Here is a 25,459-nt window from a genome sequence, read left to right on the forward strand (position 1 = left end):
GGGGAAACGAGGAGCCGAATCAGCTCGGACGGGTTGACCGTCACGGTTTGGGATGAAAGCGGCGTACGGCACATGAAGTTGCCTTACTCAAATTCGCCTGGCGCCGAGGAGATCCGCCGACAATGGGTCAGTTGCATCGCCGAAGTGACAGGGCCCGCCGGATCGTGGCGTTCGATCGAGAGTGCACGAGCAGGCTCCTCACGCAGTCGCAGCTTCCTCACGTGGGCCGCTGAACGCGGCATCGGCAGCTTGGATGACCTAGCCGCCGATGACTGGGCAGATTTTGTCGCATGGAGTCGCGACAAGTACCCGAAAGCCGCTGCCAAGGGCCGCAATTCGAGGCTAGGCGCCGTACGCACCATTCTTCTGCAACATCGCGGACTTCCCTACGAAGTCGGGCAGGTGCTGGCCCAACGTTTCTTGGAGACACAGGACCAACCCCTGCCCGAGCACTACACCGTCTCGGAGCTTCAGCAGATCCGTTCCGCAGCGAAGCGAACTTTGCGCGCAGCGTTGAAGCGGATCGAGCCCAATTGGGCACTGGCACTTACACACATGGCATCGGTTGCGCCCGCGGAACGCGCTCGCTGGCACGCACTCCACAGATTGCTAGGAGCACCCCACCGTCGTCTGGCCAGGGAGCACGGACGGGCACTCGGACTCCTCGACTCGTACTCAAATGTTCAGATGGAGGAGGCTAGGTCACTGCTCTTCCTCACGACCGAGGAAGGCATCGCTGCATACGCCGCAATCATTGCCACGACCGGAGAGAACTCGTCGACGACAGCAAGACGAAGCCTACCGAGCACCGCCGCGTCAGCCGGCGCTGAAAGCATCACCATCTTCACCACCGAGCGAGAGAAACGTCGGCGGGCCAGCGACACCGCGTTGATGGCCGAAAACGTCGAGGCCACTTCGCCGTTAGGGAAGGTCCTCACGCTGGTCATGGACTGCACAGCCCCTGCGCGGCACTCCGCTCACGTCAACCCGGAAGCGCTGATTGACAATCACGCGCCCGACCACCATTCCTGGAAAGAACTGTCTAGCAGCAGCTTAATCCTCTTCATGAGGCGGAGCGGCGTCCTCGCGAACCAGATCACGCATATTCCCAAGTCTCCTAACTGGCTTCCTGGCGAGTTGTGTCTTGACCTCAGGCGCCTCCATCGCACTTATCTGACGCGCGTTGCACAGCAGCCCGTAGATAATCGGCAACTTACCTGGATCGATGCGTACATCTTGAAAGATCCGCAGAGACTCCAGGAGTTAGAGGACATTCACCGTTCTGCCCAACGGAAGGCCCTCGATGCGGCAGAAAGTATGGCGGTCCGCCTCTTGACGGAGCAAGAGGCCGTGTCGGAGGGGCTCGACCCAGCGCCAGCTGCGAAGGGCACGCGGTGCCGGGACATTATGCACAACCCAGACACAGGCACATACTGCAACAAATCGTGGCTATCCTGTCTAGGTTGCAGGAACGCCTACGTCGTCACGAGCAACCTTTCTCCCCTGGTCGCTTTACTCGATCTCCTCGACATGAAACGGCAGGACGACGATGACCGCGACCGTTGGCGCCGTGAGTACTTCGTCCCGTGGCAGCAGCTCACCACGATTTTGAGCGAGGTGCAGCCGGAAGCCGTCTCTACAGCCCGTAGCAACATCAGTCCGGAGCTGAAATCGAAAGTGTGGCAATCAGTTTTTGTCGACCGGGGAGAACTGTGACGTTACCAACGCGCACCGCGACGTCGTCCGAGTACTGGCACGATGACGCTCCTGTAGTGGTCAACGCGAAGAGAATCATCCGCAAAGACACCCATATTCCGAGCTTCTCCGCGGACGTCTGGGACCTGGCCGCGATGGCACCGCCCCGCATACGGTGGGGTCTTGTCTGCAACTTCGCGACAGTCCCGGCCCGGTTCAGATTCACCGCGAAGAAGGCGGTGTGGATGCTCGTAAACGAAGGGAAGCCAGACCGCGCGGTTCAACGTGGCAGTACACGTACAAAGCAGTGGCCCTCGCCACGCAGTGTCGTGAACTTCCTCATTAGCATCAGAGGGTTCCTGAACTATGTAGAGACCGAAACCCCTGAAGTGCGTTCGATGTCAGGCATTGTCAGCGCGACGATTGACGCGTACGTCGGCACCTTAGGCGATCGGATGTGTCGAGCAGCCGCTGGATCGCACTACACGGACATTCGACTTCTCCACGACCTCACAGCCGATCTCGCTCCATCGGAGCGACTCGCCGCACCATCGTGGGTGGACGACACGGTCTTTCTAGGTGACCGCGGTGAATCAGATAACAAGACACCGCCTATGCCTGACAACATCCTCACCCCGATGCTGCTTTGGAGTGTCGCGTTCATCGAACAGTTCGCGGAAGACATTTTTCGAGCTCGGGACGCGGTCAACGACTACACGCCTGCCACTGTCCAGGACCAGCCGATGCGAGTGCAGCAGTCGAAGCCGTTCGTCGAAGCGTGGCGAAGCAAGTACGGAGACGAACTCCCCTGGACTGACTCATCATCCGGTGGACATGCCATGGCCTACATGTGTTTTCTACTCAAGTGGCCCATCCGGTTCCGTGGCGGTGGCCTTGTGGACCTCTTGAACCGCTTCCCAGAGCTCAGAGCCAACGACTCCACATGGTGTCCCATTCCGACTGAGGTCGAGGGAACGATTCACGGAAAGTGTTGGCAGCCACATGGACTCGACTACTATCGACTCCTCCCTCACGAGATCGATCTCCAAAGCGCCGCACTGTTCGTTCTCGGTTTGAATTCGTCAATGCGACCGGAGGAGCTACTCAATCTGGAGTTGACGACAGTCCGAGACGATGGGACGACGGAGTCGGTGATCGAGCGCATCGAAGCACCCGACGGTCAGGTACGGCACCTGCTCTACGGGAGAACGTTTAAGGGGCAAGATGGCATTGACGGAATGCAACGGATGGACGGAGTCGTTCGGTCCTGGGCGATAACCGAGCTGGGTGCCAGCGCCGTCGGCGTGCTAGAGAGGCTTAATGGGCGGCACGGACGGCTTTTCATAACTTTGGGATCGGCGTCCGCAGACAACTCATTTGATCGGCTGACCACCGACACTTCAATTTTTAACCTTCGTAAGTTTGTATCTCGAATGCGAGGCCTTGCAAAGCAGTTGAATCTGCCCACGGAGTACTCTTTCCCTGAAGACGCCGAAGACTACATGACCCTCAGCGTCCTTCGCCGCACCTCGGAGGTTCTCACCCAGCAAGAGATCGGCGGCGTACTTGCGGGCGCGCACCAGGCTGGACACCAAGTTCGCGACCCCTACGACACACGTGTCACCGAGGGATACGGTGGCCTCGCCACGCAATCAAAACTGGGACGGCGTACGTCCGAGCGCACCGAAAAGGCGCTGGCACATTTGGTTAATGAGTCGCGTCTGGGCGCCTTGGGTGGCCCGGCAGGTGTTCGTGCCCGCGGTGTGGCGGATCTTGCCGCTGCAGAACTGGAGCTGGTTGATCCCGCAAACCTGATGACGCCGGTTCTCAGCAAAGAGTGGAAGCGGATCACCAAATCAGTGGGACAAACTGTTTACGAGGTACCACTGTCTGGTGGTGCCCATGCCTACTGCATCTTCCATCTGCCGTGGTCAGCTTGCACGAAGGAAGGCGCAGGGCCCGACGTAGCCGGCTGCAAGCTGGTCTGCCCCAACAAAGCGCTCACCACTGAATCGATCCGTGGGCTGCGGTATCGCCAAGCGGAACTGGAATATTCGAAGCAAGGCGCTACCGCGGAGGAGACCATCCGGGCCGATCGACTCATCGAAGCCTACGAGGAACAGATCACCGAATCTGGTCTCGATCCTTCCACCCGCGAGAGCAAGGAACGTGCATCAGAATGACACTTCGTCGAGACGCCATCCCGTCGGTCGCAGACGAAGCCGATGTCGAGCGCAAGAAGATCGTTGACGCCATGCGACGCCTCCTGATCACCCGACAGCCGCGCGTTGTAGCGCCCGATGACCGTCTAGTCATTGACGCGCTCCGTCGAGAGGCCGATGTGACGCGATCGGCTCTGACACATAGACATATCGACCTCAAGGACCTGTTCTTGGACTGCGTGGCCGAGCGGGAGCAGATAGCGCGAGACCATCGCTCCTCCCGAGAGATAGCGCTCGAAGACCAGGTCGAGAAGCTCGTGGAGGAGAACCGGGACTTGAAGGAGCGCGCCATCCATTGGGAAGGTGCAGCCCGAGACCTTGCACGGACAGTTGCCGCACTCCAAGCTTTGTACACCGCTGCGCGTGCCCGGCTGGATGCAGTTGTCGCCAGCGCGGCAAGCGAGGAAACCGACACCGATCCGGGCAATGTCTCGTCCCTCACCGCGGCCAGGCGTCATAAATGAGCGCATCCGCCGTCTACGGCGCTGAGCATCAATGGTCGGCGGTACTCGACCGGGGCGGAACCGTAGAATTCTTCGGTTCGCAACTCCACGTTCCGAGGCAGAGGCTCTTCGCCGACGTACCTTCGATGCAGCGGTACGTTGACGATGTTCTGGCTATCGAGCACATTCGCGAGAAGTATCCCAACGCCGGTCCGGTCCACGTGAGAGAGCGCCGCGGCCAAACGAAGGCCCATTACGAACTACGCGACGCGACAATTGCGATTCCGCTGAGGAGCAGAGAATTCGGCCGTGAAAGTACGCTCTTGCACGAGTTGGCCCATCACGTATCAGTCAGCGGGGGGCTCAGAGCAACGTCGACCGGGGCGGCATGGCACGGTACGGAGTTCCGGGAATCAATGTTGTTCTTGGTTAGCGTCGTGCTAGGAGAACCGGCAGCGCTGCTTCTGCGAGCTGGGTATCACTCATCGGGTGCACGAAACTAGTCGCGCTGGGGTGCGTGGCGCTCAGTCGCGAAACTCATTTCGGTTGCCTAGAGGGCCACTGCGGCGGCTAACACCGCCTCCAATGCGTAGGCATGTGTCCCTGCAAGTCGCGCTACGCCAGCTTCACCGGGCCGTATCCGGCCATAGCAGACCTCGTGCACAATCTCATCGCGACAGCGATCCGGAACTCCGGTGGCTCGACCCGCGGCAGTCAGTTGCCATAATGGCGGGGTCGTACGGCCCCATCTCCTTGCCTTGACACTGGCGGGTCAGCTGCCGAGACGGTGTCGGAAGATGTCTACGACCCGTGCGAATGCTAGCTTCGGTACCACGGCGGCAGGGTGGCCGACCCCGGACCGCCGTTGGCGAAAGTCTCGATTATGCAATAGCTGTCCATGGCAAGGTCCCTCGCTTCCTGGCAATTTGGTAATGCGGAGAAGAGAAGACGTAGACGAACGGGTTTGCAGCAGACCCCGATCGCCGGCCGCGTTGTCGCGCCTGGTCTGCGAGGAGGGACATGCGCGGCACGCCATATTGATGGCCGATGGTCGATGCGCCCCGAGGTGGCCGGCCATACCAGACGCGTTCGACTCACATCGGACAGATGTACGGACCTAACCCAATCAGGCAGGCAATGGAGGAGGAATAGCGATCAGAAAGTTCGATGTTGAGTGCAATTATGCGGGCATTCACTGACCAAGAGCGACGGAAGTTCCTTCAAGACAAGCATGTTGGCGTGCTCTCGGTGGCAGCTGATGGTGGACGACCCCCCGCGAGCGTCCCGATCTGGTACGACTACACCGACGACGGCTACATCCGGATCAACACTGGGGCTGGATCTCGCAAGGCGCGTCTGATCAAGCAGGCCGGGTCGGTGACATTGGTCGTTCAACGTGAGGAGCCGCCGTATCAGTACGTGGTCGTGGAGGGCACTGTCGTCGACAGTACGGTTCCAACGCCTCATGACGTACGTGAGGCGATCGCCGTCCGCTATCTCGGCGACGAAGGTGGACGCGCCTTTATTGCTGCTACGCGCGACGTTGCAAGCGTGCTTTTTACCGTACGACCGGACCGCTGGGCCACCGCAGACTACTCCAGCGAGTAGCTGCGACCGTTTGGTTGTCAAGTGCACCTGTCCGACAGAACCGGGACTTCGTCGTAGTAAATCTCGGGTGTGACGGATTGGAAAGTCCGTCGCGTCTCGCTGCAACCCGATGATGGCCTTGCGCAACAACCGTTGCGGTGCGAATTTAGGTTTGCGGTAGTCAGTGGTCGGAAAAGACATAACACGGCAGGCCGCGCCCAGGGTGGGTGTGCTGCAGCCATGTTCATACCTTCTCGACGAGGCATCGTGGATCCATGGCAATGATCTCTCGGCATAGCTGTCGCCTAGCTGTGGGATGCCGGCGGAACCGGGCACTGCGGTCGTCGACCTGGACGAGCCAGGCATCGCCATTCGCTTTGCTTGACCAAGTGGTGACTCAATGGGCCCTGCGAAACTGACCTATGGGCGCTCCGCATTCGATCGACCGGCGTTCGCAACCACGATCGCCGCTTTGGTCAATCGACTGCCGAACACTCCCGCGATCATCGTCAACGGCATCGGCGATATTCTCGAAGTCAATGACATGGCGCGTGAATTGTTCTCAGAGTTCACCATTCGCGATAATTTGGTGCGGATGACGTTTCTCGACCCGGCTGCTGTGCAGTGCGCGGACGCCTGGCGCGACCAAGCGCGCGACGCGATCGGGAGACTGCGTCAGGCCTACCAGCAGGCACCGACCAACGGTGCCACGAGCCGTTTGGTCAGCGAGTTACTGCGGCTCAGTCGGTCTTTTCGGATGATGTGGACTCAGCGGGATTGGACCGCCCGCAACCGTTCAATGCGGGTTTTCCGCCACCGAGACGTGGGTGCGCTTGTGGTCGATGAAGTGATCCTTGGCAGCGCCGCCGAACCTGGCAATGCGTTGTTGATATATGTCCCGACACCGGGGTCGTTCAGCGACGACTCACTCCTTATTCTGGCGAGTTTACGCGCGTCCAAGGAGCGTTGCCCGCGCTGAACCGCCTCAAGAGGCCACCTCAGCCTCTGCACGGGCGGAGCGGTTCGCGTCGCCTTCACGGGACCCATCTCTCAGCCTTAGCAGTCGCGTCTCGCTCGCGCTGCCGGGTTCGGGTTGATAGACGACCAGCTGCTGCCCGGGCGCGCTCATCACTTGGAAAGCGTGAAAATTGATCAGAATCTCGCCCACTCGCTCATGCCTGAGCAACTTCGTCTCTTGCGTCTTCGGGCGGATGTCGTACTTTTGCCACATCCGCTCGAACTCGTCGTCAGCGCAAAGTTCCGCTATGAGTGCGTCGCGTTCGTGGGCGCTGTGATGCTGGCGCATCGTCGCGCGCAGCGATCCGACAGAGGATTCGGCAGCACGTCTCCAGTCGACGAAAAAATGTCTCCCCGCTGGGTCCAGGAAGACGTTTCGAACCAAGTTCCTGTGATCGGCGAATGAGCTGAATAGGGCCGTTGCTAGCGGGTTGAGCAACGTGAAATTCAGGATCGGGTCCAAAATGAAGGCCGCCGCGCCGTCCCAGGCATCCAGCATGTGCCGAAGAGTCGGATCCACCGATTCTGCAGCCGGAAGTGCTTGCGGTGCAAGCCCGGCAAGAAGCCTCAGATGGTCACTTTGATGCTGGTTCAGCTTGAGTGCGGTTGCTAACGCTTCCACAACCTGTTCGGAGGGATGCTTCTCACGGCCCTGCTCCAGTCGCACGTAGTAGTCGGTGCTGAGCCCGGCCAACTCCGCAACCTCCTCGCGCCGTAGGCCGGGGACACGACGGGCCGTCAAGGTGGCGAAAGGATAGGTATCCGCCGCAGCCGCATTGCGACGGGCCCGCAAGAAAGCCCCCAGGTTGTCATCAGCCATCGCCCCAGAATACTGACTGATTTGTTGCGGCGCCCGCCACGATCGGGCCCCGCTGAACGTGGGTGCCACGCACCCAGGCTCTGCTTCTTGATTCTTCGTAGCGTTGTCTCTAGCAACCCCACACAGAAGATCACGAGATAGGACGACCCCATGAGTGATGGCATCTCGACCACGCCTTCCGACGTCGTCGGAATGTGGGTCACTGCGGACGGTTACATCCGCCAGGAGCTACTTGCTAACGGCCGATACGACGAGGCGCGCGGGGGCAAAGCTAGTGCGTACACCGGGACCTACACGGTGACGGGGACACACTTGGACTACCGCGACGACACCGGCTTCACGGCAACGGGCGACATTCGCGACGGTGTCCTTTACCACGAGCATCTGGTGCTGTTCCGCGAGGAGAACAGCTGAATTCGCGCAGCGTTGTCAACATCGCCCGGCGACCTCTCAGAAGTTCCATTCGAGCAGACAAGGACTGACATTCATGAACGCATCAGCTATTGGTGACGCCCTTTCCGCCACAGCGAACGATCCGCTTCGGCGGATCTTGCTCACCGGCGGGGCTGTCGTCAGTATGGACCCCGACGTCGGAGATTTTCTCCGTGGCGACGTGCTCATCGAAGGTTCCAAGATCATCGACGTCGGTCACGATCTACGCTCCCGCGGCGCCGACATTGATGCGGTCGTCATCGACACCTCCTCGGCAGTGGTATGCCCGGGCTTTGTTGACACCCATCGTCACGCTTGGGAGACCCAGCTTCGCCGCTTCATGCCCGACGTGAACGACCTGGGCGAATACGTCACGAGCACCCTGAGCGGCTTTGCCCCGCTCTACGAACCCGACGATATCTACACCGGCACCAAGCTGGCTGCCCTGACTGCATTGGACAGCGGCGTTACATGCATGCTCGACTTTTCCCACAATTCGCGGACCGCCGAGCATTCTGATGCCGCTATCTCGGCCCTGACCGACGCCCGGATCCGGGCCGTGCACGCATCCATGGGACCGCACTTCGGAGAATGGGACCGACAGTGGCCAGCCGACGTCAAACGCTTGCGAGAGCAGTACTTCTCGTCTGATGATCAACTTCTGACGCTGCGACTTGCCGCCCTCGCCACCGATGAGATCGCCGGTCCTGACCTCGCCTTCGGCGCGCAACTTGCCCGGGTTGCCGACGATCTGGACCTGTGGGTCAGTATCGATGCTGTTTTCGGTGCAGGATCGTCGCGGGCGATTCTGGACTGGCGCGGCGCCGGCATTCTCACCGATCGATTGTCCTTGATCCACTGCACGGGTTTGAGCGAGGAGGCGTGGTCCGCAATCGGTGAGGCGGGAACCACAGTATCGCTCGCACCGACCTCTGACGCGCAGATCGGTTTGGAGTCGGCCATTCCCGCTGTCGATGAGGCTTTGCGTGTGGGCATCCGGCCCGCTTTGAGCATCGATGTCGAGGTGGCTCTGCCCAGTGACATGTTCACCCAGATGCGCACGCTCCTGGCGATCCAGCGAATGCTTGCTGTCAACGCGGTGTATGGCAGCGCCACCGAACCTCAACGCATCACCACCCGCGACGTGCTGGACTTCGCGACCATGCAGGGTGCACACGCCAACGGCCTCGGGGAAGTGGCCGGTTCCTTGACCCCTGGCAAGCAGGCCGACCTCCTGATCGTCGCGGCCGAAGACGTCAACAACATGCCGCTCAACGATCCGGTGGGCACCCTTGTTCTCGGCGCCGACCCGCGCAATGTGGAGGCTGTACTGGTTGCGGGCCAGGTCGTGAAGTGGAATCGTGCGCTCGTCGACGTGGACGTAGCGCAGCTCAGGGACGAGGTGGCGTCTTCACGGGACCGCATTTTCGCGGCTCACGACCGACTCGGCGATGCATCGCAGTGATCCACTGATGCTGCGACCACCACAGACGGTGATGGTCTGACCGGTCACATACCCGGCATCGGGTCCGGCTAGGTAGGCGACCGTGCGAGCCACATCATCGGGCCGGCCGACCCGTCCCACCGGAATCGACTTCATGATCCGCTCGATGATGTTGTCAGGCAGTGATTTCGACATCGGGGTTTCGATAAATCCAGGCGCGATGCAGTTCACTGTGATGCCGTCGGCGGCCAGCTGCAGGGCGAGGCTGCGGCTCACGCCGGCGATCGCACCTTTGGACGCGGCGTAGTTGGCCGATCCGAAATTGCCGAGCCATGCCCTTGAGGTGAGCGAGACGACGCGCCCTGTGCCGGACGCGCGCAGGGCGGGCAGCGCTGCGGCCGTGGTGTTCAACATGCCCACGAGATTGATCTGCAGGACCTGCCGGAACTGGGCGGCGGTCATTTTCGCCACGCGCGCGTCTTTGAGGACACCGGCGCAGTTGACGACGACATCAAGGCCTCCCAGCCGATCAGCGGCAGCATCGACGGCCGGCCCCACCGAGGCTGCCTCGGCCAGATTCGCGGTCATCGTCTCGACACGAGTGCCGGTGTCAGTGGTGATGCGGTCGGCGACGAGGCGCAAAGCATCGTCGGCGACGTCGGACAAGGCCAGCGCGTAGCCGAGTTCGGCCAGGTGCGTGGCGATGCCCTGGCCGATTCCGCCGGCAGCTCCGGTGACCAGAGCACGGCGGGAACGCACGTCGGGGTGACTGGTAATGGTGGTCATGGGTGCAGCTTTCCGAGGCTAGCTCCTGCGAAGATTTCTTGACCGGTGATCGACCGTGCCTGCTCGTGGGTGAGCGCGGCGATCATCACCTGTACCGCGGGTTCGTCTGGTGCCGTGTCGAACAGGATGGTGTTGGCGGTGGCGTGGTGGCGCTCGAGCTCGATGGCCAGCGAACGGATCAAACTGATTAGCCCACCGGTTACGGCTGCATCCAGTGGCTTGTCAGCATCGCCGAGCGCTGTCGACGCCGGGGCCACGACGATGATTCGACCGGCGTGCTCCATCACCGAAGACCAATGGTGCTGGACGGCGTGAAATGCAGACATCAACGGCTCGACAGTCGCCGTATCGTTTGTTTCGAGATTGATGCCGTGGGGTCTGTCGCTGCCGCGATAGATCAGCACAAGCGTCGGAGTCGGCGGTTGCGTGGTTGGCGGGCCTGAGGTCAAGTCCACGGTGGCCATGGCAGTCGCGGTCATCGAGTCATCACCACCACGGTCACCGAACCGCCGTCGGTGCCGCTGACTGTGCCGCCCTTGCAGTACGCAAGCGCGGTACTGGCCGCGGACACTTGGCGTGCTCCCCCGCGATCGGTCAACTGCCAGGTGAGCTCGCAGACTTGCGCGACACCGGTGGCCCCGACCGGGTGGCCACGGCTGAGCAGCCCACCGCTGGGATTAACGGGCATTTTTCCTCCGATAGCGGTGTGGCCGTGTTCGGTCCAGGTGGCGCCCTGCCCGAGCGGCACCAGCCCGAGACCCTCAAGGCGAACGATTTCGGCGATGGTGAAGCAGTCGTGCATCTCGACGATGTCGATGTCCTCTGGGCCGACGCTGGATATTTCCCACGCTTGCTGGGCCGCGCGGCGGGAGACGTCCTCGGCGTTGATACTGGTTCGCGCGGGCACAACAGAGCCACTGACCAGAGCGCACCCGGCGATGCGGGGTGCAGACCTGCGGTCGCGACTGGCTAATCCGGTGGTCGAGGTGAGCACCACCGCGGCGGCACCGTCGCTGATCGGACTGCAGTCCAGCAGCCCGAGCGGTTCGGCGATAATCCTGGCATCGAGGACCTGCTGCAGGCTGATTGGGTGTTGGTACTGCGCGAACGGGTTATGCACTGAGTGGGCGTGGTTTTTCACCGCGACCGCGGCGATTTGTTCGCGGCTGGCGCCGTGGTCGCTCATGTAGCGCCGAGCGCTCATTCCATGGTTGGCGGCCATCACCAGCCCGTTGATGGCATCGATGTCGGTGGGGTCGGGCATGACGCCCCCGGAAACACGGTCAGTCATCTTTTCGGCGCCGATGACCAGGACCGTGTCATAGAGGCCCGCCTTGATCGCAATCCAGGCCTCACGGATGGCGGTAGCGCCGCTGGCACAGTAGTTCTCGTGGTTGGACACCGGCAGGCCTCCCAGGCCGAGCTGGACTGCCGTGCGCTGTCCGGCCACCGGGCCGCCGAAGACGTGTCCCATATAGACGGCCTGAATGTCGCCAGCGCCCACGTCGGCGTCTGCCATGGCCGCTCGCGCCGCACCAGTGGCGAGATTCTCCAGAGTTACTTCTGCCGGGTATTTGCCGAACCGCACCATTCCGGCGCCGGCGACATGGACGTCAGTCACCGCTTCTCCTTCTCTGATCGAAACCGGTACCACCACAGCGCTTCACCGGACGGTGCGGACTTCAGCGGGAACAGATCGACGGTCACTGTTGCGCCGATGTTGACCTCGGTGGTGGCCGCGCCGAGCAGGCGGACACCGTCGAGATCGACGGTGACCAGGGTGTAGGGCGTTTCCAGCGGTGGCGGCGCCTGATGTACGACGGTCCAGCTCACCACAGTTCCTGACTGCGACAGGAGGATCTGCTCGACCGACTCCGACCCACAGTGCGGGCATAGCTGTCGCACGGGAAAGGACCGCTCAGCGCAGGCTCCGCATATCAGCCCGCGCAGCCCGGGAGGTTCGAGGCTGATGACATCGGCTCGCAGCGGCAGGTTGCTGTCGCTCATCGGCTAGATCCCTCCTCGTTCCACGAGTTGGCCTGCAATGACATTTTTTTGGATCTCGTTGGTGCCTTCCCCGACGATCATCAGGGGAGCGTCCCGGAAGTAGCGCTCGATGTCGTATTCGGTGGAGTAGCCGTAGCCGCCGTGGATCCGTAGGGCAGACAGAGCGACTTCCATCGCTGTTTCTGAGGCGAACAGTTTGGCCATGCCGGCCTCAAGATCGCAGCGCGCGCCGGCGTCATAGCGGTCAGCGGCGAACAATGTCAGTTGTCGCGCCGCGGTGAGCTTGGTTGCCATCTCGGCGAGCTGATGTCCGATGGCTTGGTGTTTCCAGATCGGCTTACCGAAGGACTCCCGTTCTTGGGCGTATCGCAGTGCATCGTCGAGGGCTGCGCGTCCCACCCCGAGAGCGCGCGCGGCGACCTGGATACGGCCGGTTTCCAGACCCTTCATCATCTGGGCGAAACCGTGGCCTTCGACTCCGCCGAGAACAGCATTGGTGCTGACTTCGTAGGAGTCGAAGGAGATTTCGCAGCTTTCCACTCCTTTGTATCCGAGCTTGGGAAGATCGCGTGACACGGTCAGCCCTGGGCCATGTTCGACCAACAGGATTGAAATCCCACGGTGTGCCGGAACGGCGTGGGGGTCGGTCTTGGCCATCAGCGCGATCAGTCCAGATCGCCGTGCGTTGCTGATCCAGGTCTTGGATCCGTTGACTACGTAGCGATCACCGGACCGGCGCGCCGTGGTGTGCATGGCTTGCAAGTCCGACCCGCCGCCCGGTTCGGTCAAAGCCATGGTCGCGCGCAGCTCACCGGTGGCCATCCGGGGCAGGTATCGCTGCTGTTGTTCTTCGGTGCCGAACTCGGCCAGCAGTTTGGCGACGACGGTATGGCCGCCCATGGCGCCGGCCAGGCTCATCCAGCCACGGGCAAGTTGCTCAGTGATCTGGACGTAGCACGGCATCGATACCGGTGTGCCGCCAAATCGTTCGGGGACGGCGAGTCCATAGATCCCGATCTGTTTCATCTGTTCGATGAACTTTTCGGGGTACTCGTTGCGGTGTTCCATCTCATTGACCGTCGGCTTGACGTCACGATCGATGAAGTCCCCTACGACGCGCACGAGGAACTGCTCTTCTTCGGTAATGTCACTGATACTCATTGGTCCTCGCTGCCTGTGTTTGCCCCGGAGGTCGCCGGGAGGTCGATGGGCATGCCGTTCGCATCGAGCCCAAGTTCTTCAAGTGCAATGGCGCGTAGCTCGGCCTTGGGCACCTTGCCGCTGGCGACGCGAGGCAGTTCGGTGCCGGAGCGATACAAAACATGGTGAGGGGCCTTGTATTTCGCGGCGCATTCGCGGATGTGCGTTCTGACGTCCTCGGGTGTGACCTCGTCGGGGTCGGCGTCGATAAAGACGACGATCGCTTCGCCGCGCACGGGATCGGGAATCCCCACTGCATGGACTTCGTGGACCCCCGAGACCTGCCCGGCCAACAACTCGACCTCCACCGGACTGACATTGATGCCGCCGGGCTTCATCAACTCGGAAAGTCGCGAGTGGAAGTGCAGATAGCCACGATCGTCGAGCCAGCCCAAATCACCGGTCTTGAAGTACCCGTCTTCGGACATGGCGGCCGCGGTACGGTCGGGGTCCTTGTAGTAGCCGCGCATGACATGCCCTCGGATCAGGATTTGCCCCACGCTGCCCGAGGGAAGCCAAGCATCATTCTCTGGGTCGGCGATACGGATGTCCCAGCCGGGCAAAGCAGTACCGATGGTGTTGTCGCTGAGTTCGATTGCGTCATGGGCGTCGGTGAGCGCGCAGAGCCCGTAGGATTCGGTCAGACCGTAGATGCTGGTGCCTAGATCCATACCCAGTTCGGTGCGTGCCAGCTGTCTATCGGCGGTGCTCAAGCCCAGTACGCCCTTGCGTAAGAACAGCTCCCGGTTTCTGCACTCGGGGTGACCCACCAGGCTGCGTGTCATGTTCCCCAACCCGTAGTAGGCGGTGCACCGTTCTTGTTCCAGTATTTGCAGGGCTCGGCCCGGTTCGTAGGCTTCCATCAACACCACGCAGGCACCATGGGTCCATGTCGCCCCGAGCGCTTGGATCACGCCGAGTCCGTAGAACAGCGGCGTTGCCAAAAAGGAGCGGTCGTCGGCGTCCAGCGCCTGGCGTTCACCGATGTTGTAGGTGTTGACAATCATCGGATGATGTTCAAGTGCCACGCATTTTGGTCTGGCTGTGCTCCCGCTGGTGTAGATCAGGAAGGCCAGATCGTCGGGTTGAACCATTGATGTGGCCGCCGCCAGCTGCTCGTCGGTGATCTGTGTGCCGGCATTCAGGAAATCGGTCAGCGGCGTCGCGCCAGTGAGGCGGTGTTCGCCGAGCTCGATAACATGGCTCAGCAGCGGTAGCCGTGGGCTGGTCGGGTCAGGGTGCAGGTCCGTGGTCATCCACGTCATCGCTTTGGCCACCAGCGGCGCGTAATCCACATCGCGCAGCCGGTCGCGGAACAGCAAGGCCTTGACATCGCCATGGCGCAGCGCGTACTGCAGTTCGTCCTGCTGATACCAGGTATTGATCGGTACGGTGACCGCGCCGATGCGCGCGGCTGCCAGTGCCGAGTGAAGCCAGCTGGGGCGGTTGCCTGCCAACACGGCCACCGAGTCTCCTCGCCGGATTCCCTTGGCGAGAAGGGCTTTGGCGTAGCGGTCGACCGTGCTGTCCACTTCAGCAAAGGAGTGGTCATGTCCTTCGAATGATATTGCCGGGCGTTCAGGATGGCGGTGGGCCATCTCTCGCAAAAGGTCACCTAGGGTGCCAGATGCAGGCGGTGTGGTCATCGTGCCTCCTGTTGTGCGATAGCCGCCGATGTCAGAGGTGCAGTACTTGCAGGCACGGGCAATCCCGGTACGTCGGTCTGGAACGCGAGGACACGACCGCCCTTGGCGACCGTGACGATCAGAGTCGACAGGTCTGCGCCGGCGAAGCACACGCTGGTGGGCATTGTGTTCGCACCGATGTCGAGCCTGTGCAGCAGACGACCCGATGCGTCGAAGTGGGACACCGCGCCTGACTTGCTGCCTGCTATCCAGATCCCGCCCAGGGCGTCCACTGCCAGCCCGTCGGGTGTGGCCACGGCCAGCTCCGGTGCGGTGACGTCTCGTGTCACGCCGCGCGGAGTGATGGTGTAACGACGTACCCGGTCGCGAGCAGTTTCGCTGATGTAGACAGTGCTGGCTTCGGTTCCAAAGGCGATGCCGTTGGGGAAGTACACATCATCGAGCACGATCGACGCGTGACCTGTGTCGGGTTCGAAACGCCAGACCCGTCCGGGCAGGGCGTCTGGGCCGAACCCGTGCCCGGTGGGGTCGGTGAACCATAGAGCACCGTCGGGGCCGACTGCGCAGTCTGACGGTGCGTGGACATCGCCGCAGTGCATGACCTTGGGGGCGTCGTGCAGGCGAGGGTCCCAGACTTGAATCGAGGGTGGTACGTGACGCTGTGAACGGCTAGGCACAGCAGTGCCGCCGTTTTGGGTGATCCATAGCCTGCCGTCCTCGCCTACGGTCATGCCGTTTGGCCCGGAACCGGTTTCGGCGACAGCGGTGGGCTCACGCCCGTCGAAGTAGACCTCGAAAAGGACCCCTCTGCTCAAACTGGTGACGAACAGTCGCGCTTCGGCAGTCCACACGGGACCCTCGGTGAAGCCGATGCCGGCTGCCAGGGTCCTGGCGTCGTCGCCGCATCGCACCGAGACCGGGGAACGGCCCCGGAGAGGGCGGGTGTTGAGGGTGCGTTGGTGCTCTGTTGGGCCGGTCGGGTTCCAGTGTGCGATGGTGCGGCGCGCCTGGTCCGGGGCGTCGTCCGAGTCAGAGGCCACTGCCGGAGTTCTGCTATAGCGCGGGGCGGGCGCCGGTTCCAGCCGTTCGCCGGCCAGCACGGTTTGTCGGGCACGCATGTGTGGGTCCTGCGCAGCCTCCTGCAGGCTGAGTACGGGGCTCACGCAGGCGTCCAGTTCAGCGAAGACGTCCACCCATTGAGCGCGTGTGCGGGTGGCGAAGATATCGGCGAATCTGCGCTTCATGGCCGGCCAGGACTGCCGGTCGTGCTGGTCAGGCATGGTGTCGGGGTTACACCCGAGCCCCTGCAGCAACCGTCGGTAGAACGGGGCTTCGATGCTGCCGACGGCCATGAACTCATTGTCGGCCGTTCGGTAGACGTTATAGAAGTGCGATCCGCCGTCGATGCTGTTGGTGCCGGGTTCGCCACCCCATTCTCCGGTGCCCAGGCGGTTCCAGATGCCGGACATGAGCAAGGTGGCACCGTCGATCATTGCAGCGTCGACGACCTGCCCACGGCCGCTTCGATGGCGCTCATAAAGAGCCGAGAGGATTCCGTTGAGCAGCAGCATTCCTCCGCCCCCGTAGTCGCCAACCAGGTTCAGCGGGGGAATTGGTGTCTCGCCATGGCGGGCGATGGAGCGCAGTGCGCCGGTCAACGCCAGGTAGTTGATGTCGTGGCCCGCAGCGGCCGCCAGTGGGCCGGATTGACCCCAGCCGGTGACGCGCGCGTAGATCAGGCCGCGGTTGGCCTCCAGGCACGGATCGGGGCCTAGCCCGAGTCGCTCCATGACACCTGGCCGGAAGCCTTCGATAAGGACGTCGGCTCGCTTGATCGCCTCGTGCGCAGTAGCCAGGTCATCGGCGTCCTTGAGGTCCAGTGTGAGTGAGGCTGTCCTGCTTCGACCGAGGATGCCCGCGGCTACCGTCGACTGGCCGGGCCGATTGATCCGCAGGACTTCGGCGCCGGAATCTGCGAGCATCATGGCTGCGAAAGGTGCCGGCCCCAGCGCGGCGATTTCGATGACACGCAGCCCCTGGAGGGGCCCGTCACGGGTGGGAAGGCTGTCGGTCATGGAACTTCCTTATCCGACTGTATAAATGTGAGGTGAGTGGTGCCTGATGCGTCGGTGATGAACCGGGACCGCACAGATGAGTCCACCTGAAGGTCTGTCATCGTTGAGTCGATGATGTTGGCGTACAGCCGAACACCCTCATCCAGGGCGACGATGGCGACGACGTAGGGCGCCGGCAGATGAAAGTCGTCCAGGTATTCCTTGTGGAAGGCGGCGAACGACCAGAGCCGGCCGGTGCCCGCGCTGGGCACCCACGTCGGTGGCTGGGTATCTCCGCATGTGCGGCAACGCTCGCGTGGGGGAAATTCGAGGTGTTGGCACGCTGCACATTTGCTTATCAGGAGCACACCGTGGTGTAGCGCCTCTGAGTGCTGGTGTAGCGAAGATCGCGGGGCCATCATCGCACTGCTCCGTAGATGATGGAGGTCACGACAGGAGCAGCGCAGACGTACTGTGCGATCTGTGCGCCCGTGACTTGGCGCTGTCCGCAGCCGTTGCGCAGTTGTCGGACGGCCTCGACGTTGAGGGCCCAGCCTTGCATGTAACTTTCCGACAGGTGCCCCCCGGAGGTATTCACCGGCAGTGTGCCGCCGATGCCGATGCGGCCGTTCTGGATCCACTCAAGAGCTTGCCCGGGTACACAGAATCCCAGGCCTTCGAGGGTGAACAGCACGTTCGGACTGAAGTTGTCGTAGGCCATCAGTACGTCCACAGCGGAGCGATCGCAGTCGGCCATCTGGTAGGCGCGCTGCCCCACGGCACCGATGGCGCCGCGCCAGTAGTCATCCGGCGGGAAGTCAGAGTCGCGCACCTGTCCTTGCTGACCGAAACCGAGAACATCTACCGGTGTCTGCGCGCAGTCGCGTGCTCTTTGCCTGTTTGTCAGGATCATGGCAACTCCCCCGTCGTTGATCAGGCAGTAGTCAAAGATGCGCAACGGTGCGACGATCTGACGAGCATCCAGGTAATCGGTCAGCGAAATCGGCTCGGTGAGAACCGCTTCCGGGTTCAATGCGGCGTGGGCACGAAATGTCCGGGCCACGGCTGCGAGTTGGTCAGGGTCAACTGAGTGGCGTTGGCAGTAACGCTGGTACATGAGTGCGTAGAAGGCGCCGGGTGAGGTGATGCCGTAGGGCAACGTCAAACAGGGGTTGGTGCCGTATCCCTGCGCGGCTGCCGAGGCCGCCGGTCCCCCACCGCCGTAGGTGTGCCCCCCGCTGCGGCCGTTGTTGCCATAGACCAGCGCCACTGTCGAGGCCGACCCTGTGGCGATAGCAGCGACGGCCAACTGGATGGCCACCCCGGTCATGCGACCTTCGGCTGGTAGCTGTGCTGTCCATCGCGGTTCGATGCCCATGCGTGCGGCCACTGATTCATAACTACTCACGCGCATAGCGATCAGGCCGTCGACGTCGCGAGCCTCCAGGCCAGCGTCTGTCAACGCTGATGCCAAAGCGTTGCAGCCTAAGTCGTCTGAACTGACACCCGGCAGGTTCCCAAATGCGGTGGTGCCGACGCCGACAACAGACGCCGCGTTGCGAAGTTGCTTTTCGCCCATGCTCACCCCCGGGGCTCGGATCTCGTGTGTTCGGTGCTGCAACCTCGCGTGGTAACGCTCAGAGTCAGCCTAATTGATATTTGATACATTACTGTACAAATGGTGCCGCCGCTGGTCAACCCCCTTCAAGTAATCCGATCGCTCCAGGCTGACCTCAGTTCAGTTCGCAGACCCCGCAGCGGCGGGTTTACCAGCTGATCCATCGATTTTCGCACGGCAGCCACCAGGTCTTCGTCCCGGCGCTCAACGCACGGCTACGAAATCAAAAGCTTGATATTTGATCCGAATGACGTCAGACTACTGTGGTCCGGGCCACATCGCGGCGCCGGAATGACCACCATCCGTGCCCGTAACGTCGGTATTTTCGGTCGCCAAAGGCACCTGACGGAAGGCCAGTATCGGCATGTCTGCCGACTCATCGAGCACGAAGATGACGCGCGTCGTCGCGGCCGGTTTCACCGGGACCGCACTGGAGTACTACGACTTTTTCCTGTACGGCACCGCCGCGGCCTTGGTATTCGGGCCGTTGTTCTTCCCTTCCTACAGTCCACTGGCGGGCACTCTTGCATCCTTCGCGACTTTCGCCGTGGGTTTCTTGGCACGTCCACTGGGCAGCATGATATTCGGCGGCATGGGCGACCGCATCGGACGGCGTAAGACACTGGTGGTATCCCTGGCTTTGATGGGGGCGGCCACCGTCGCGATCGGTGCGCTACCTACGTTCAATCAGATTGGTTGGGCTGCACCAGCATTACTTGTCTTGCTCAGACTCGTTCAGGGCATCGCCATGGGTGGTGAGTGGGGTGGTGCGGCGCTGTTGCTGGTCGAGCATTCCCCTCCGCACCGACGGGGCTTCTATGGCAGCACTGTCCAGATGGGCGTGCCGGGCGGATTGCTTCTGTCCACCGCAGCTGTTGCCGTCAGTGACCGTATTTCGGGGACCGATTTCGAAACGTGGGGCTGGCGCCTACCTTTCCTTTTCAGCGCGGTGCTCTTCGTAGTGTCTTTGTTCGTGCGCCTTGGGGTGGAGGAGACGCCCGACTTCCTTGCGCTACGCGACACTTCGGGGCAACAGAAGCGGCCTGTTCGTACGCTTTTACGCGATCAGTGGCGCGACGTGGCGTTGGCGGCAGCAGTGATCGCCCCGGGCGGGATCCTTTTCTATCTGGTCTCGGCCTACACGGTGTCCTATGGCACGTCCATTCTGGAGATGAGCCGCTCTACGATGCTCAACGCGCTGCTGTGCGGTTCGTTGGTGTATCTGGTGACCCTTCCGGTAGCGGGTTACCTCAGTGACCGATACTCGCGTGCAGCTGTGCTTCTCGTAGGCTGTGCCTGTGCGGCAGTAGGTGGCTATGCCATGTTCGCCTTGCTCGACATGCGGTCCGGCGGGAGCGCGTTTCTGGCCATCGCGCTGATGTTGGGGCTGGCGCATGCGGCGCTGCAGGCGCCGCAGCCGGCTTTCCTGGCCGAGCGGTTCCGCGTCGATGTTCGCCTTAGTGGCGTTGCCTTGAGCCAGGCGTTGTCAGTGAGTGTCATCGGTGGGACGGCGCCGTTCGCGGCAACCTTGTTCTTCGACTGGACCGGCGCGACCTGGCCGATCTGCACGTGGCTTGCGATCTGGTGTGTCGCAGGCGCGGTGGCGACAACGTTGTTGAGTCGCCGTCCGGCACAGTTCTTCGATGATGGCGGGGCCACCGATCAATCGGCTTCCCATCCCGGCGCGGCGCCGTTGCCCACCTCGGCAGCTACTGATTGAACGCCCGGCGCAGCCCAACCTCTGTGTGGGCGCGGCGCGCCCGGCCATGGGGTGGCTGGCCACCGCGAAACCCTTTGTCCGCGCCCAGTCCCGTTCTTGCGCAAGCGCCGAAAGCATCTGCTGGTCAATAGCCCTCGTCAGCGAGGACCCCGTCGGCTTTCAGCTTGGCGATCACGTACTCGCCTTCGGCTTGCACATGGCGGCGAGAGGCGTCGTCGGCGGCGTCACCGTCACCGTCACGCAGTGCGTCCAGTATCCGCTGGTGTCCGCGGACTGCTTCGGGACTCGCGGCCGGCGGCGCTTCGTACACCTCACGCGGAAGGTTGCGCGCCATCTGGCGCAGCACCGACAGCAATCGGCGACTGCCACCAGTCTGGTTGATCAAGGAATGGAATTCCCAGTTCAAACCGTGTGCCAGTTCGGCGTCCTCGGTATCACGCATCTGCTGGTGCAACTCCTCAAGACGGGTCAGCGTCGGGGGGGTCAATCGCAGTGCCGCTCGTCGTGTCGCCAGCCCTTGAACCATGCCGTAAATCCTGTAGTGATCGTCGATGTCTTCGCGATGAATCGGGACGACGAACGCACCACGATGGGGTTCTGACTCGATGAGCCCTTCACTTTCCAGCGCAATCAGCGCCTCGCGAACCGGAAGTCGGCTCACTCCCAGTTCGTCGGCAATATCGTTCTGGGGCAACCGCTGCCCGCGACTCAAAGTGCCGTTGAAAATGAGGGTACGGATCAAATCGATCACGTCCCCGCTCATGTTTCGGCGCGGAACGCGGGCTTTCGCCGCGTTAGATGCAGCTCCAGGCTTCAAGAGCGAACCTTGACGAGGCGGCGTGCCGTCTGTCGAACGGGTCATTGATTCACTCCCTGTGAGATTTGATCAATATTCAGCATGGTAGCCCCTGCTGGGTCGCGCCGGGCGGAAGGCCACGCATATGGCGCAGCACGCAGTTACCGCAAGGGTGTTTACCTTATTGCTTTGTCGCGCAGACGTATTAGACCGACCATCCAGTCCGCGCCTCTCGACGCAAATCCCACATGGGTGTAGTGTGCATCACACCATTATGTATCAAGTATCAAAGGAGTTGTCGTGACCCAAGTCCTCGCACCGGCTCACTCGGCGGCCGTACAGGGCCGACTCGACACCGAGCCGCACTTGTTCATCGACGGGACCCGCGTCCGCGCCTTGAGCGGACAGACGATGGCGGTCCTGGATCCGGCCACAGGCAACCGGATATCCACCATGGCGTGCGGGGGCGTGGACGATATTTCGGCCGCGGTCCAGGCCGCCAGCCGGGCGTTCGCCCCAACATCGCCATGGCGACAGATGAGCCCGCTGGACCGGGGGCGCGTCCTGCATCGCATCGGCGATCTGATCATCCAGCACGCCGAGGACTTCGCTGAACTCGAAGTCCTCGATGCAGGCAAGGTCCGCAGCGCCGCCCGCGCGATCGACGTCGAGTTCGCATCGCGTGCGTTTCACTACTTCGCCGGGTGGCCCACCAAGATTGTGGGTTCAACAGTTCCGGTGTCGCACCCCGATATCCACATTCGCACGGAACGCGAGCCTGTCGGTGTTGTAGCTGCAATCACAGCGTGGAACTTCCCGCTGCTGCTGTGCGGATGGAAACTGGCGCCAGCGTTGGCCGCGGGATGCACCGTGGTGCTCAAACCCTCCGAGGAGACACCGCTTTCTGCTCTCTGGCTGGCCGAGCTTGCCACGGAGGCAGGCCTACCGCCAGGTGTTCTCAACGTCGTGCCCGGCACTGGCGATGCCGCCGGTCAGGCGTTGGTTGATCACCCCGACGTCGCCAAGATCACCTTTACCGGGTCGACCAAGGTGGGCAAGAGAATCGCCGCGCAGGCGGCTGATCAGGTAAAGCGAGTGACCCTCGAACTCGGCGGCAAGAGCGCCAACATCATCTTCGCCGACGCGGACCTCGACCAGGCCATCGACGGGTCCGCCGCCGGCATCTTCTGGCACTCCGGTCAGACGTGCAGCGCGCCCTCACGCCTGTTCGTGCAGCGCAGCGTCCACGAGCAAGTGGTGAACCGCCTGCGAGACCTGGCCGCCGACCTGACCATCGGGCACGGCCTTGACCCCGCGGTCGACTTCGGTCCACTGGTGACCGCCGACCAGTTAGATCGCGTCCGCGGCTACGTCGAGCGCGCAGAGGCCGCCGGCGCCAAGGTCCACCGACCCGCGACTGTGCCCGGACAACTCACCGGGCACTTCTATCCGCCCACCATCATCGACAACGTCAGCGACGACATGGAGTGTGTCCGCGAGGAGATTTTCGGCCCTGTCGTGACAGTCCTGCCCTTCGATGACCTCGATGAGGCGATCGAACGTGCCAATGGCAGCGAGTACGGCCTGGCGGCCGGCGTCTGGACCACCAACATCAACACTGCACAAAAGGCCGCCAGCCGACTCAGCGCAGGCACCGTCTATGTCAACGGGTGGGGACTTACCGACCCGGCCGCCCCATTCGGCGGATTCAAACAGTCGGGCTACGGACGCGACCTGGGCCCCGACTGCCTGGACGGCTTCCTGGAGACCAAGTCGGTGTGGACGTTCGTCCACTGAAACGTCAGAGCAAACAACAATAGAAAGGCAACCCCATGAAAACCCGTGCAGCAGTTCTCAAAGCACCGCACACCCCCTTCGAGATCATGGAACTTGACGTCGACGACCCGGGGCCGGGCGAGGTCATGCTCAAGGTCACCGCCGCCGGCCTGTGCCACTCCGATCTGCACATGCTCGAAGGCGACCTCGACGTCCGCTACCCCATGGTGGGCGGACATGAAGCCGCCGGTGTGGTGGAAAAGGTCGGTCCAGGAGTGACCAAGGTCGGCGTCGGCGACCACGTCGTGTGCAGCTTCATTCCCAGTTGCGGAATCTGTCGGTACTGTTCCACCGGACGCCAGAACCTCTGTGACGCCGGCATGACCATCCTGGAAGGCTGCATGCCGGACGGCACATTTCGACTGCACAAGGACGGCACGGATTACAGTGCGTTCTGCATGCTTGGCGCCTTCTCGGAGTACGCGACTGTCTCCCAACTCTCGGTGGTCAAAGTCGACAACTGGCTGCCCCTGCAAAGTGCCGTTCTCGTCGGCTGCGGTGTGCCGACGGGGTGGGGTACCGCGGTCAACGCTGGCAACGTCCGTCCCGGTGACACCACAGTGATTTACGGCGTCGGTGGCCTGGGCATCAACGCCGTGCAAGGGGCCATCGCTGCCGGGGCCAAGTACGTCGTGTGCGTGGACCCTGTTGCATTCAAGCGGGAGACGGCATCCAAGTTCGGCGCCACTCACACCTTCGCAACCGCGGAGGAAGCTCAGATCAAGGTCAGCGAACTGACCTGGGGTCAAGGCGCGGATCAGGCGCTGGTGCTCATCGGTCGCATGGATGAGGAAACCATCTCCGCGGCGTTCAGCATCATCGGCAAGGGTTCGACTGTCGTGGTGACAGGCGTCTCGAACGCCGCCAATCTCACGGTGCACGTCTCAGGTCAGGAAATGGTGTTCATGGAGAAGACGATCAAAGGCACGTTGTTCGGGTCGTCAAATCCCCAATACGACATCGTGAGGATGCTGCGCATGTATGACGCCGGCACGCTCAAGCTCGACGAATTGATCACCACCCGCTACCGGCTCGACGACATCAACCAGGGATATCGCGATCTCGAAGCGGGTAAAAACATCCGCGGCATCATCGACTTCGAGCTCTGAGCCGCGCCCCAACGGTATGCCCCATCCCTGACCGAGCGCCCTGCCATCGCCCATGGCCCCGGCGTGGCTCCCGCGCTCGGTCAGGGTAGGAGTTTCCCACCCTGTTTCTGCTCGCAGGCCTGACCAATAGTGGGTTGTGGGGACACACAGTCACACCGACACCCCGAACCGACACAACGGTTCTCGTCATACAAAAGGAGCAGAAAGTGAGCACACTCATCACAGGAACTCCGCTGGCCGGCCGCATCGCGGTCGTCACGGGAGCATCGAGCGGCATCGGTGAAGCCACCGCAGAACGATTCGCCGAACTCGGAGCGAAAGTCGCGCTCCTCGCCCGCCGCACGGAGCGCCTCGACGAGATCGCCGACCGGATCAACACCAAGGGCGGCACCGCCCTGGCTGTGCCCACCGATGTCACCGACCGGGCCGCAGTGCACGCGGCAGCCGAACGCATCGCGACCGAACTGGGCCCAGTCGACCTCGTCTTCGCCAATGCCGGTGTTCAACTCATCTCTGAGATCGGTGACCTGCAGGTGCAGGACTGGGACGCCCAGATCGACCTGAACATCAAAGGCGTCATGAATACCATCGAGGCATTCGTCGGCTCACTGGAGTCGGCAGGCAACCAGGACCGACCGGCCGACCTCATCACGACCTCGTCGATCGCTGCGACCAGGGTGCTGGAGAAGTTCCAGGTGTACTCGGGAACCAAGGCGTTCATCAGCCACATCACCAGGCTGTTGCGCACCGAACTGGGCCGCAAGAATGTGCGCGTGGCCACCATCGAACCCGGCATGGTCGACACCGAACTCCCCGACCACGTCAGCGACCCGGACGCTTCCAAGTTGATGGCAGATCTCATCGAGCAGATCGACGTCCTGCAGTCCACCGACGTCGCCGAAACCGTCGCTTTCGTTGCCGCGCTTCCGAAACACGTGAACCTCACCGAGATCACCATTCTTCCTACCGCGCAGATCATTTGACCCAACGGCCGGCTGGTGGTTCACACCGAACCACCAGCCCGATG

The 25,459-nt window shown here is 62.2% G+C and carries 23 protein-coding genes and 1 pseudogene; 12 read left to right on the top strand and 12 right to left on the bottom strand.

Features of this window, described 5'->3' with window-relative positions; all coding sequences use genetic code 11:
* Window positions 1-72 precede the first annotated feature (72 nt).
* From ACWDUN_RS27080 to ACWDUN_RS27105, 6 genes are all read left to right on the top strand, one after another.
* Entirely contained in the window at window positions 73-1,716 is a 1,644-nt protein-coding gene (locus ACWDUN_RS27080) for a hypothetical protein (protein WP_449933573.1), read from the top strand.
* Between the two features lie 56 nt (window positions 1,717-1,772).
* Window positions 1,773-3,878: a hypothetical protein gene (locus tag ACWDUN_RS27085; RefSeq protein WP_449933575.1), complete on the top strand. Its 2,106-nt coding sequence runs from the start codon at window positions 1,773-1,775 to the stop codon at window positions 3,876-3,878.
* Window positions 3,875-4,381 (top strand): hypothetical protein, encoded by a 507-nt coding sequence (locus tag ACWDUN_RS27090; RefSeq protein WP_449933576.1) that lies wholly within the window; start codon window positions 3,875-3,877, stop codon window positions 4,379-4,381. The genes ACWDUN_RS27085 and ACWDUN_RS27090 overlap by 4 nt, the downstream gene beginning before the upstream one ends.
* The gene (locus tag ACWDUN_RS27095; RefSeq protein WP_449933577.1) at window positions 4,378-4,863 is read left to right on the top strand and encodes a TIGR04338 family metallohydrolase; all 486 of its coding nucleotides are present in this window, start codon (window positions 4,378-4,380) and stop codon (window positions 4,861-4,863) included. The genes ACWDUN_RS27090 and ACWDUN_RS27095 overlap by 4 nt, the downstream gene beginning before the upstream one ends.
* A 679-nt stretch (window positions 4,864-5,542) precedes the next feature.
* Window positions 5,543-5,968, top strand: a complete 426-nt coding sequence (locus ACWDUN_RS27100; RefSeq protein ID WP_449933579.1) for a pyridoxamine 5'-phosphate oxidase family protein — start codon at window positions 5,543-5,545, stop codon at window positions 5,966-5,968.
* 379 nt (window positions 5,969-6,347) lie between these two features.
* Window positions 6,348-6,926: an MmyB family transcriptional regulator gene (locus ACWDUN_RS27105; protein WP_449933580.1), complete on the top strand. Its 579-nt coding sequence runs from the start codon at window positions 6,348-6,350 to the stop codon at window positions 6,924-6,926.
* 6 nt (window positions 6,927-6,932) lie between these two features.
* On the opposite strand, the gene ACWDUN_RS27110 is transcribed toward ACWDUN_RS27105, so the two are convergent.
* Window positions 6,933-7,784, bottom strand: a complete 852-nt coding sequence (locus ACWDUN_RS27110; protein ID WP_449933582.1) for a helix-turn-helix transcriptional regulator — start codon at window positions 7,782-7,784, stop codon at window positions 6,933-6,935.
* A 150-nt stretch (window positions 7,785-7,934) separates the two neighbouring features.
* Here ACWDUN_RS27110 and ACWDUN_RS27115 point away from each other — a divergent pair, with 150 nt between their 5' ends.
* Entirely contained in the window at window positions 7,935-8,198 is a 264-nt protein-coding gene (locus tag ACWDUN_RS27115) for an Atu4866 domain-containing protein (protein ID WP_449933583.1), read from the top strand.
* Window positions 8,199-8,271: 73 nt separating this feature from the next.
* Window positions 8,272-9,681 (top strand): amidohydrolase family protein, encoded by a 1,410-nt coding sequence (locus ACWDUN_RS27120; protein ID WP_449933585.1) that lies wholly within the window; start codon window positions 8,272-8,274, stop codon window positions 9,679-9,681.
* Here ACWDUN_RS27120 and ACWDUN_RS27125 read toward each other — a convergent pair.
* The 10 genes and pseudogenes from ACWDUN_RS27125 to ACWDUN_RS27170 form a co-directional block, all read right to left on the bottom strand.
* Window positions 9,628-10,446: an SDR family NAD(P)-dependent oxidoreductase gene (locus tag ACWDUN_RS27125; protein ID WP_449933587.1), complete on the bottom strand. Its 819-nt coding sequence runs from the start codon at window positions 10,444-10,446 to the stop codon at window positions 9,628-9,630. The two genes, ACWDUN_RS27120 and ACWDUN_RS27125, sit on opposite strands and share 54 nt — an antisense overlap.
* Complete coding sequence (locus ACWDUN_RS27130; protein WP_449933589.1) at window positions 10,443-10,925, bottom strand: hypothetical protein; 483 nt, start codon at window positions 10,923-10,925, stop codon at window positions 10,443-10,445. The genes ACWDUN_RS27125 and ACWDUN_RS27130 overlap by 4 nt, the downstream gene beginning before the upstream one ends.
* Entirely contained in the window at window positions 10,922-12,067 is a 1,146-nt protein-coding gene (locus tag ACWDUN_RS27135) for a thiolase family protein (protein WP_449933591.1), read from the bottom strand. Before ACWDUN_RS27135 ends, ACWDUN_RS27130 begins: the two co-directional genes overlap by 4 nt.
* Complete coding sequence (locus ACWDUN_RS27140) at window positions 12,064-12,453, bottom strand: Zn-ribbon domain-containing OB-fold protein (RefSeq protein WP_449933593.1); 390 nt, start codon at window positions 12,451-12,453, stop codon at window positions 12,064-12,066. Before ACWDUN_RS27140 ends, ACWDUN_RS27135 begins: the two co-directional genes overlap by 4 nt.
* Window positions 12,454-12,456: 3 nt before the next feature.
* Window positions 12,457-13,614, bottom strand: coding sequence for an acyl-CoA dehydrogenase family protein (locus ACWDUN_RS27145; protein WP_449933594.1), 1,158 nt, complete (start codon window positions 13,612-13,614; stop codon window positions 12,457-12,459).
* A complete protein-coding gene (locus ACWDUN_RS27150) occupies window positions 13,611-15,299 on the bottom strand; it encodes a class I adenylate-forming enzyme family protein (protein WP_449933595.1) in 1,689 nt (562 codons plus the stop codon). The genes ACWDUN_RS27145 and ACWDUN_RS27150 overlap by 4 nt, the downstream gene beginning before the upstream one ends.
* Entirely contained in the window at window positions 15,296-17,374 is a 2,079-nt protein-coding gene (locus ACWDUN_RS27155; RefSeq protein WP_449933597.1) for a CoA transferase, read from the bottom strand. Before ACWDUN_RS27155 ends, ACWDUN_RS27150 begins: the two co-directional genes overlap by 4 nt.
* The gene (locus ACWDUN_RS27160; protein WP_449933651.1) at window positions 17,371-17,625 is read right to left on the bottom strand and encodes a Zn-ribbon domain-containing OB-fold protein; all 255 of its coding nucleotides are present in this window, start codon (window positions 17,623-17,625) and stop codon (window positions 17,371-17,373) included. The genes ACWDUN_RS27155 and ACWDUN_RS27160 overlap by 4 nt, the downstream gene beginning before the upstream one ends.
* A 24-nt stretch (window positions 17,626-17,649) precedes the next feature.
* Window positions 17,650-17,775, bottom strand: a pseudogene (locus ACWDUN_RS27165) (zinc ribbon domain-containing protein); the annotation flags it as partial.
* Entirely contained in the window at window positions 17,772-18,932 is a 1,161-nt protein-coding gene (locus ACWDUN_RS27170) for a thiolase family protein (RefSeq protein WP_449933598.1), read from the bottom strand. The gene ACWDUN_RS27170 and the pseudogene ACWDUN_RS27165, both read right to left, overlap by 4 nt.
* Before the next feature lie 430 nt (window positions 18,933-19,362).
* Between ACWDUN_RS27170 and ACWDUN_RS27175 the strand changes: the two genes are divergently transcribed.
* On the top strand, window positions 19,363-20,691 hold the full coding sequence (locus ACWDUN_RS27175) for an MFS transporter (protein WP_449933600.1): 1,329 nt from the start codon (window positions 19,363-19,365) through the stop codon (window positions 20,689-20,691).
* Between the two features lie 124 nt (window positions 20,692-20,815).
* Here ACWDUN_RS27175 and ACWDUN_RS27180 read toward each other — a convergent pair whose 3' ends face one another.
* A complete protein-coding gene (locus ACWDUN_RS27180; RefSeq protein ID WP_449933602.1) occupies window positions 20,816-21,442 on the bottom strand; it encodes a GntR family transcriptional regulator in 627 nt (208 codons plus the stop codon).
* A gap of 345 nt (window positions 21,443-21,787) precedes the next feature.
* On the opposite strand from ACWDUN_RS27180, the gene ACWDUN_RS27185 reads away from it, so the two are divergent.
* The 3 genes from ACWDUN_RS27185 to ACWDUN_RS27195 all read left to right on the top strand — a co-directional run bounded on the left by ACWDUN_RS27185 (window position 21,788) and on the right by ACWDUN_RS27195 (window position 25,415).
* Entirely contained in the window at window positions 21,788-23,284 is a 1,497-nt protein-coding gene (locus tag ACWDUN_RS27185; protein WP_449933603.1) for an aldehyde dehydrogenase family protein, read from the top strand.
* Window positions 23,285-23,319: 35 nt separating this feature from the next.
* A complete protein-coding gene (locus ACWDUN_RS27190; protein ID WP_449933604.1) occupies window positions 23,320-24,432 on the top strand; it encodes an NDMA-dependent alcohol dehydrogenase in 1,113 nt (370 codons plus the stop codon).
* A 206-nt stretch (window positions 24,433-24,638) separates the two neighbouring features.
* Window positions 24,639-25,415 carry an SDR family oxidoreductase gene (locus ACWDUN_RS27195; protein ID WP_449933605.1) on the top strand — a complete coding sequence of 259 codons (777 nt, stop codon included), beginning with the start codon at window positions 24,639-24,641 and terminating at the stop codon, window positions 25,413-25,415.
* Window positions 25,416-25,459: the final 44 nt, after the last annotated feature.

The organism is Mycobacterium sp. NPDC003323, from assembly GCF_053589535.1.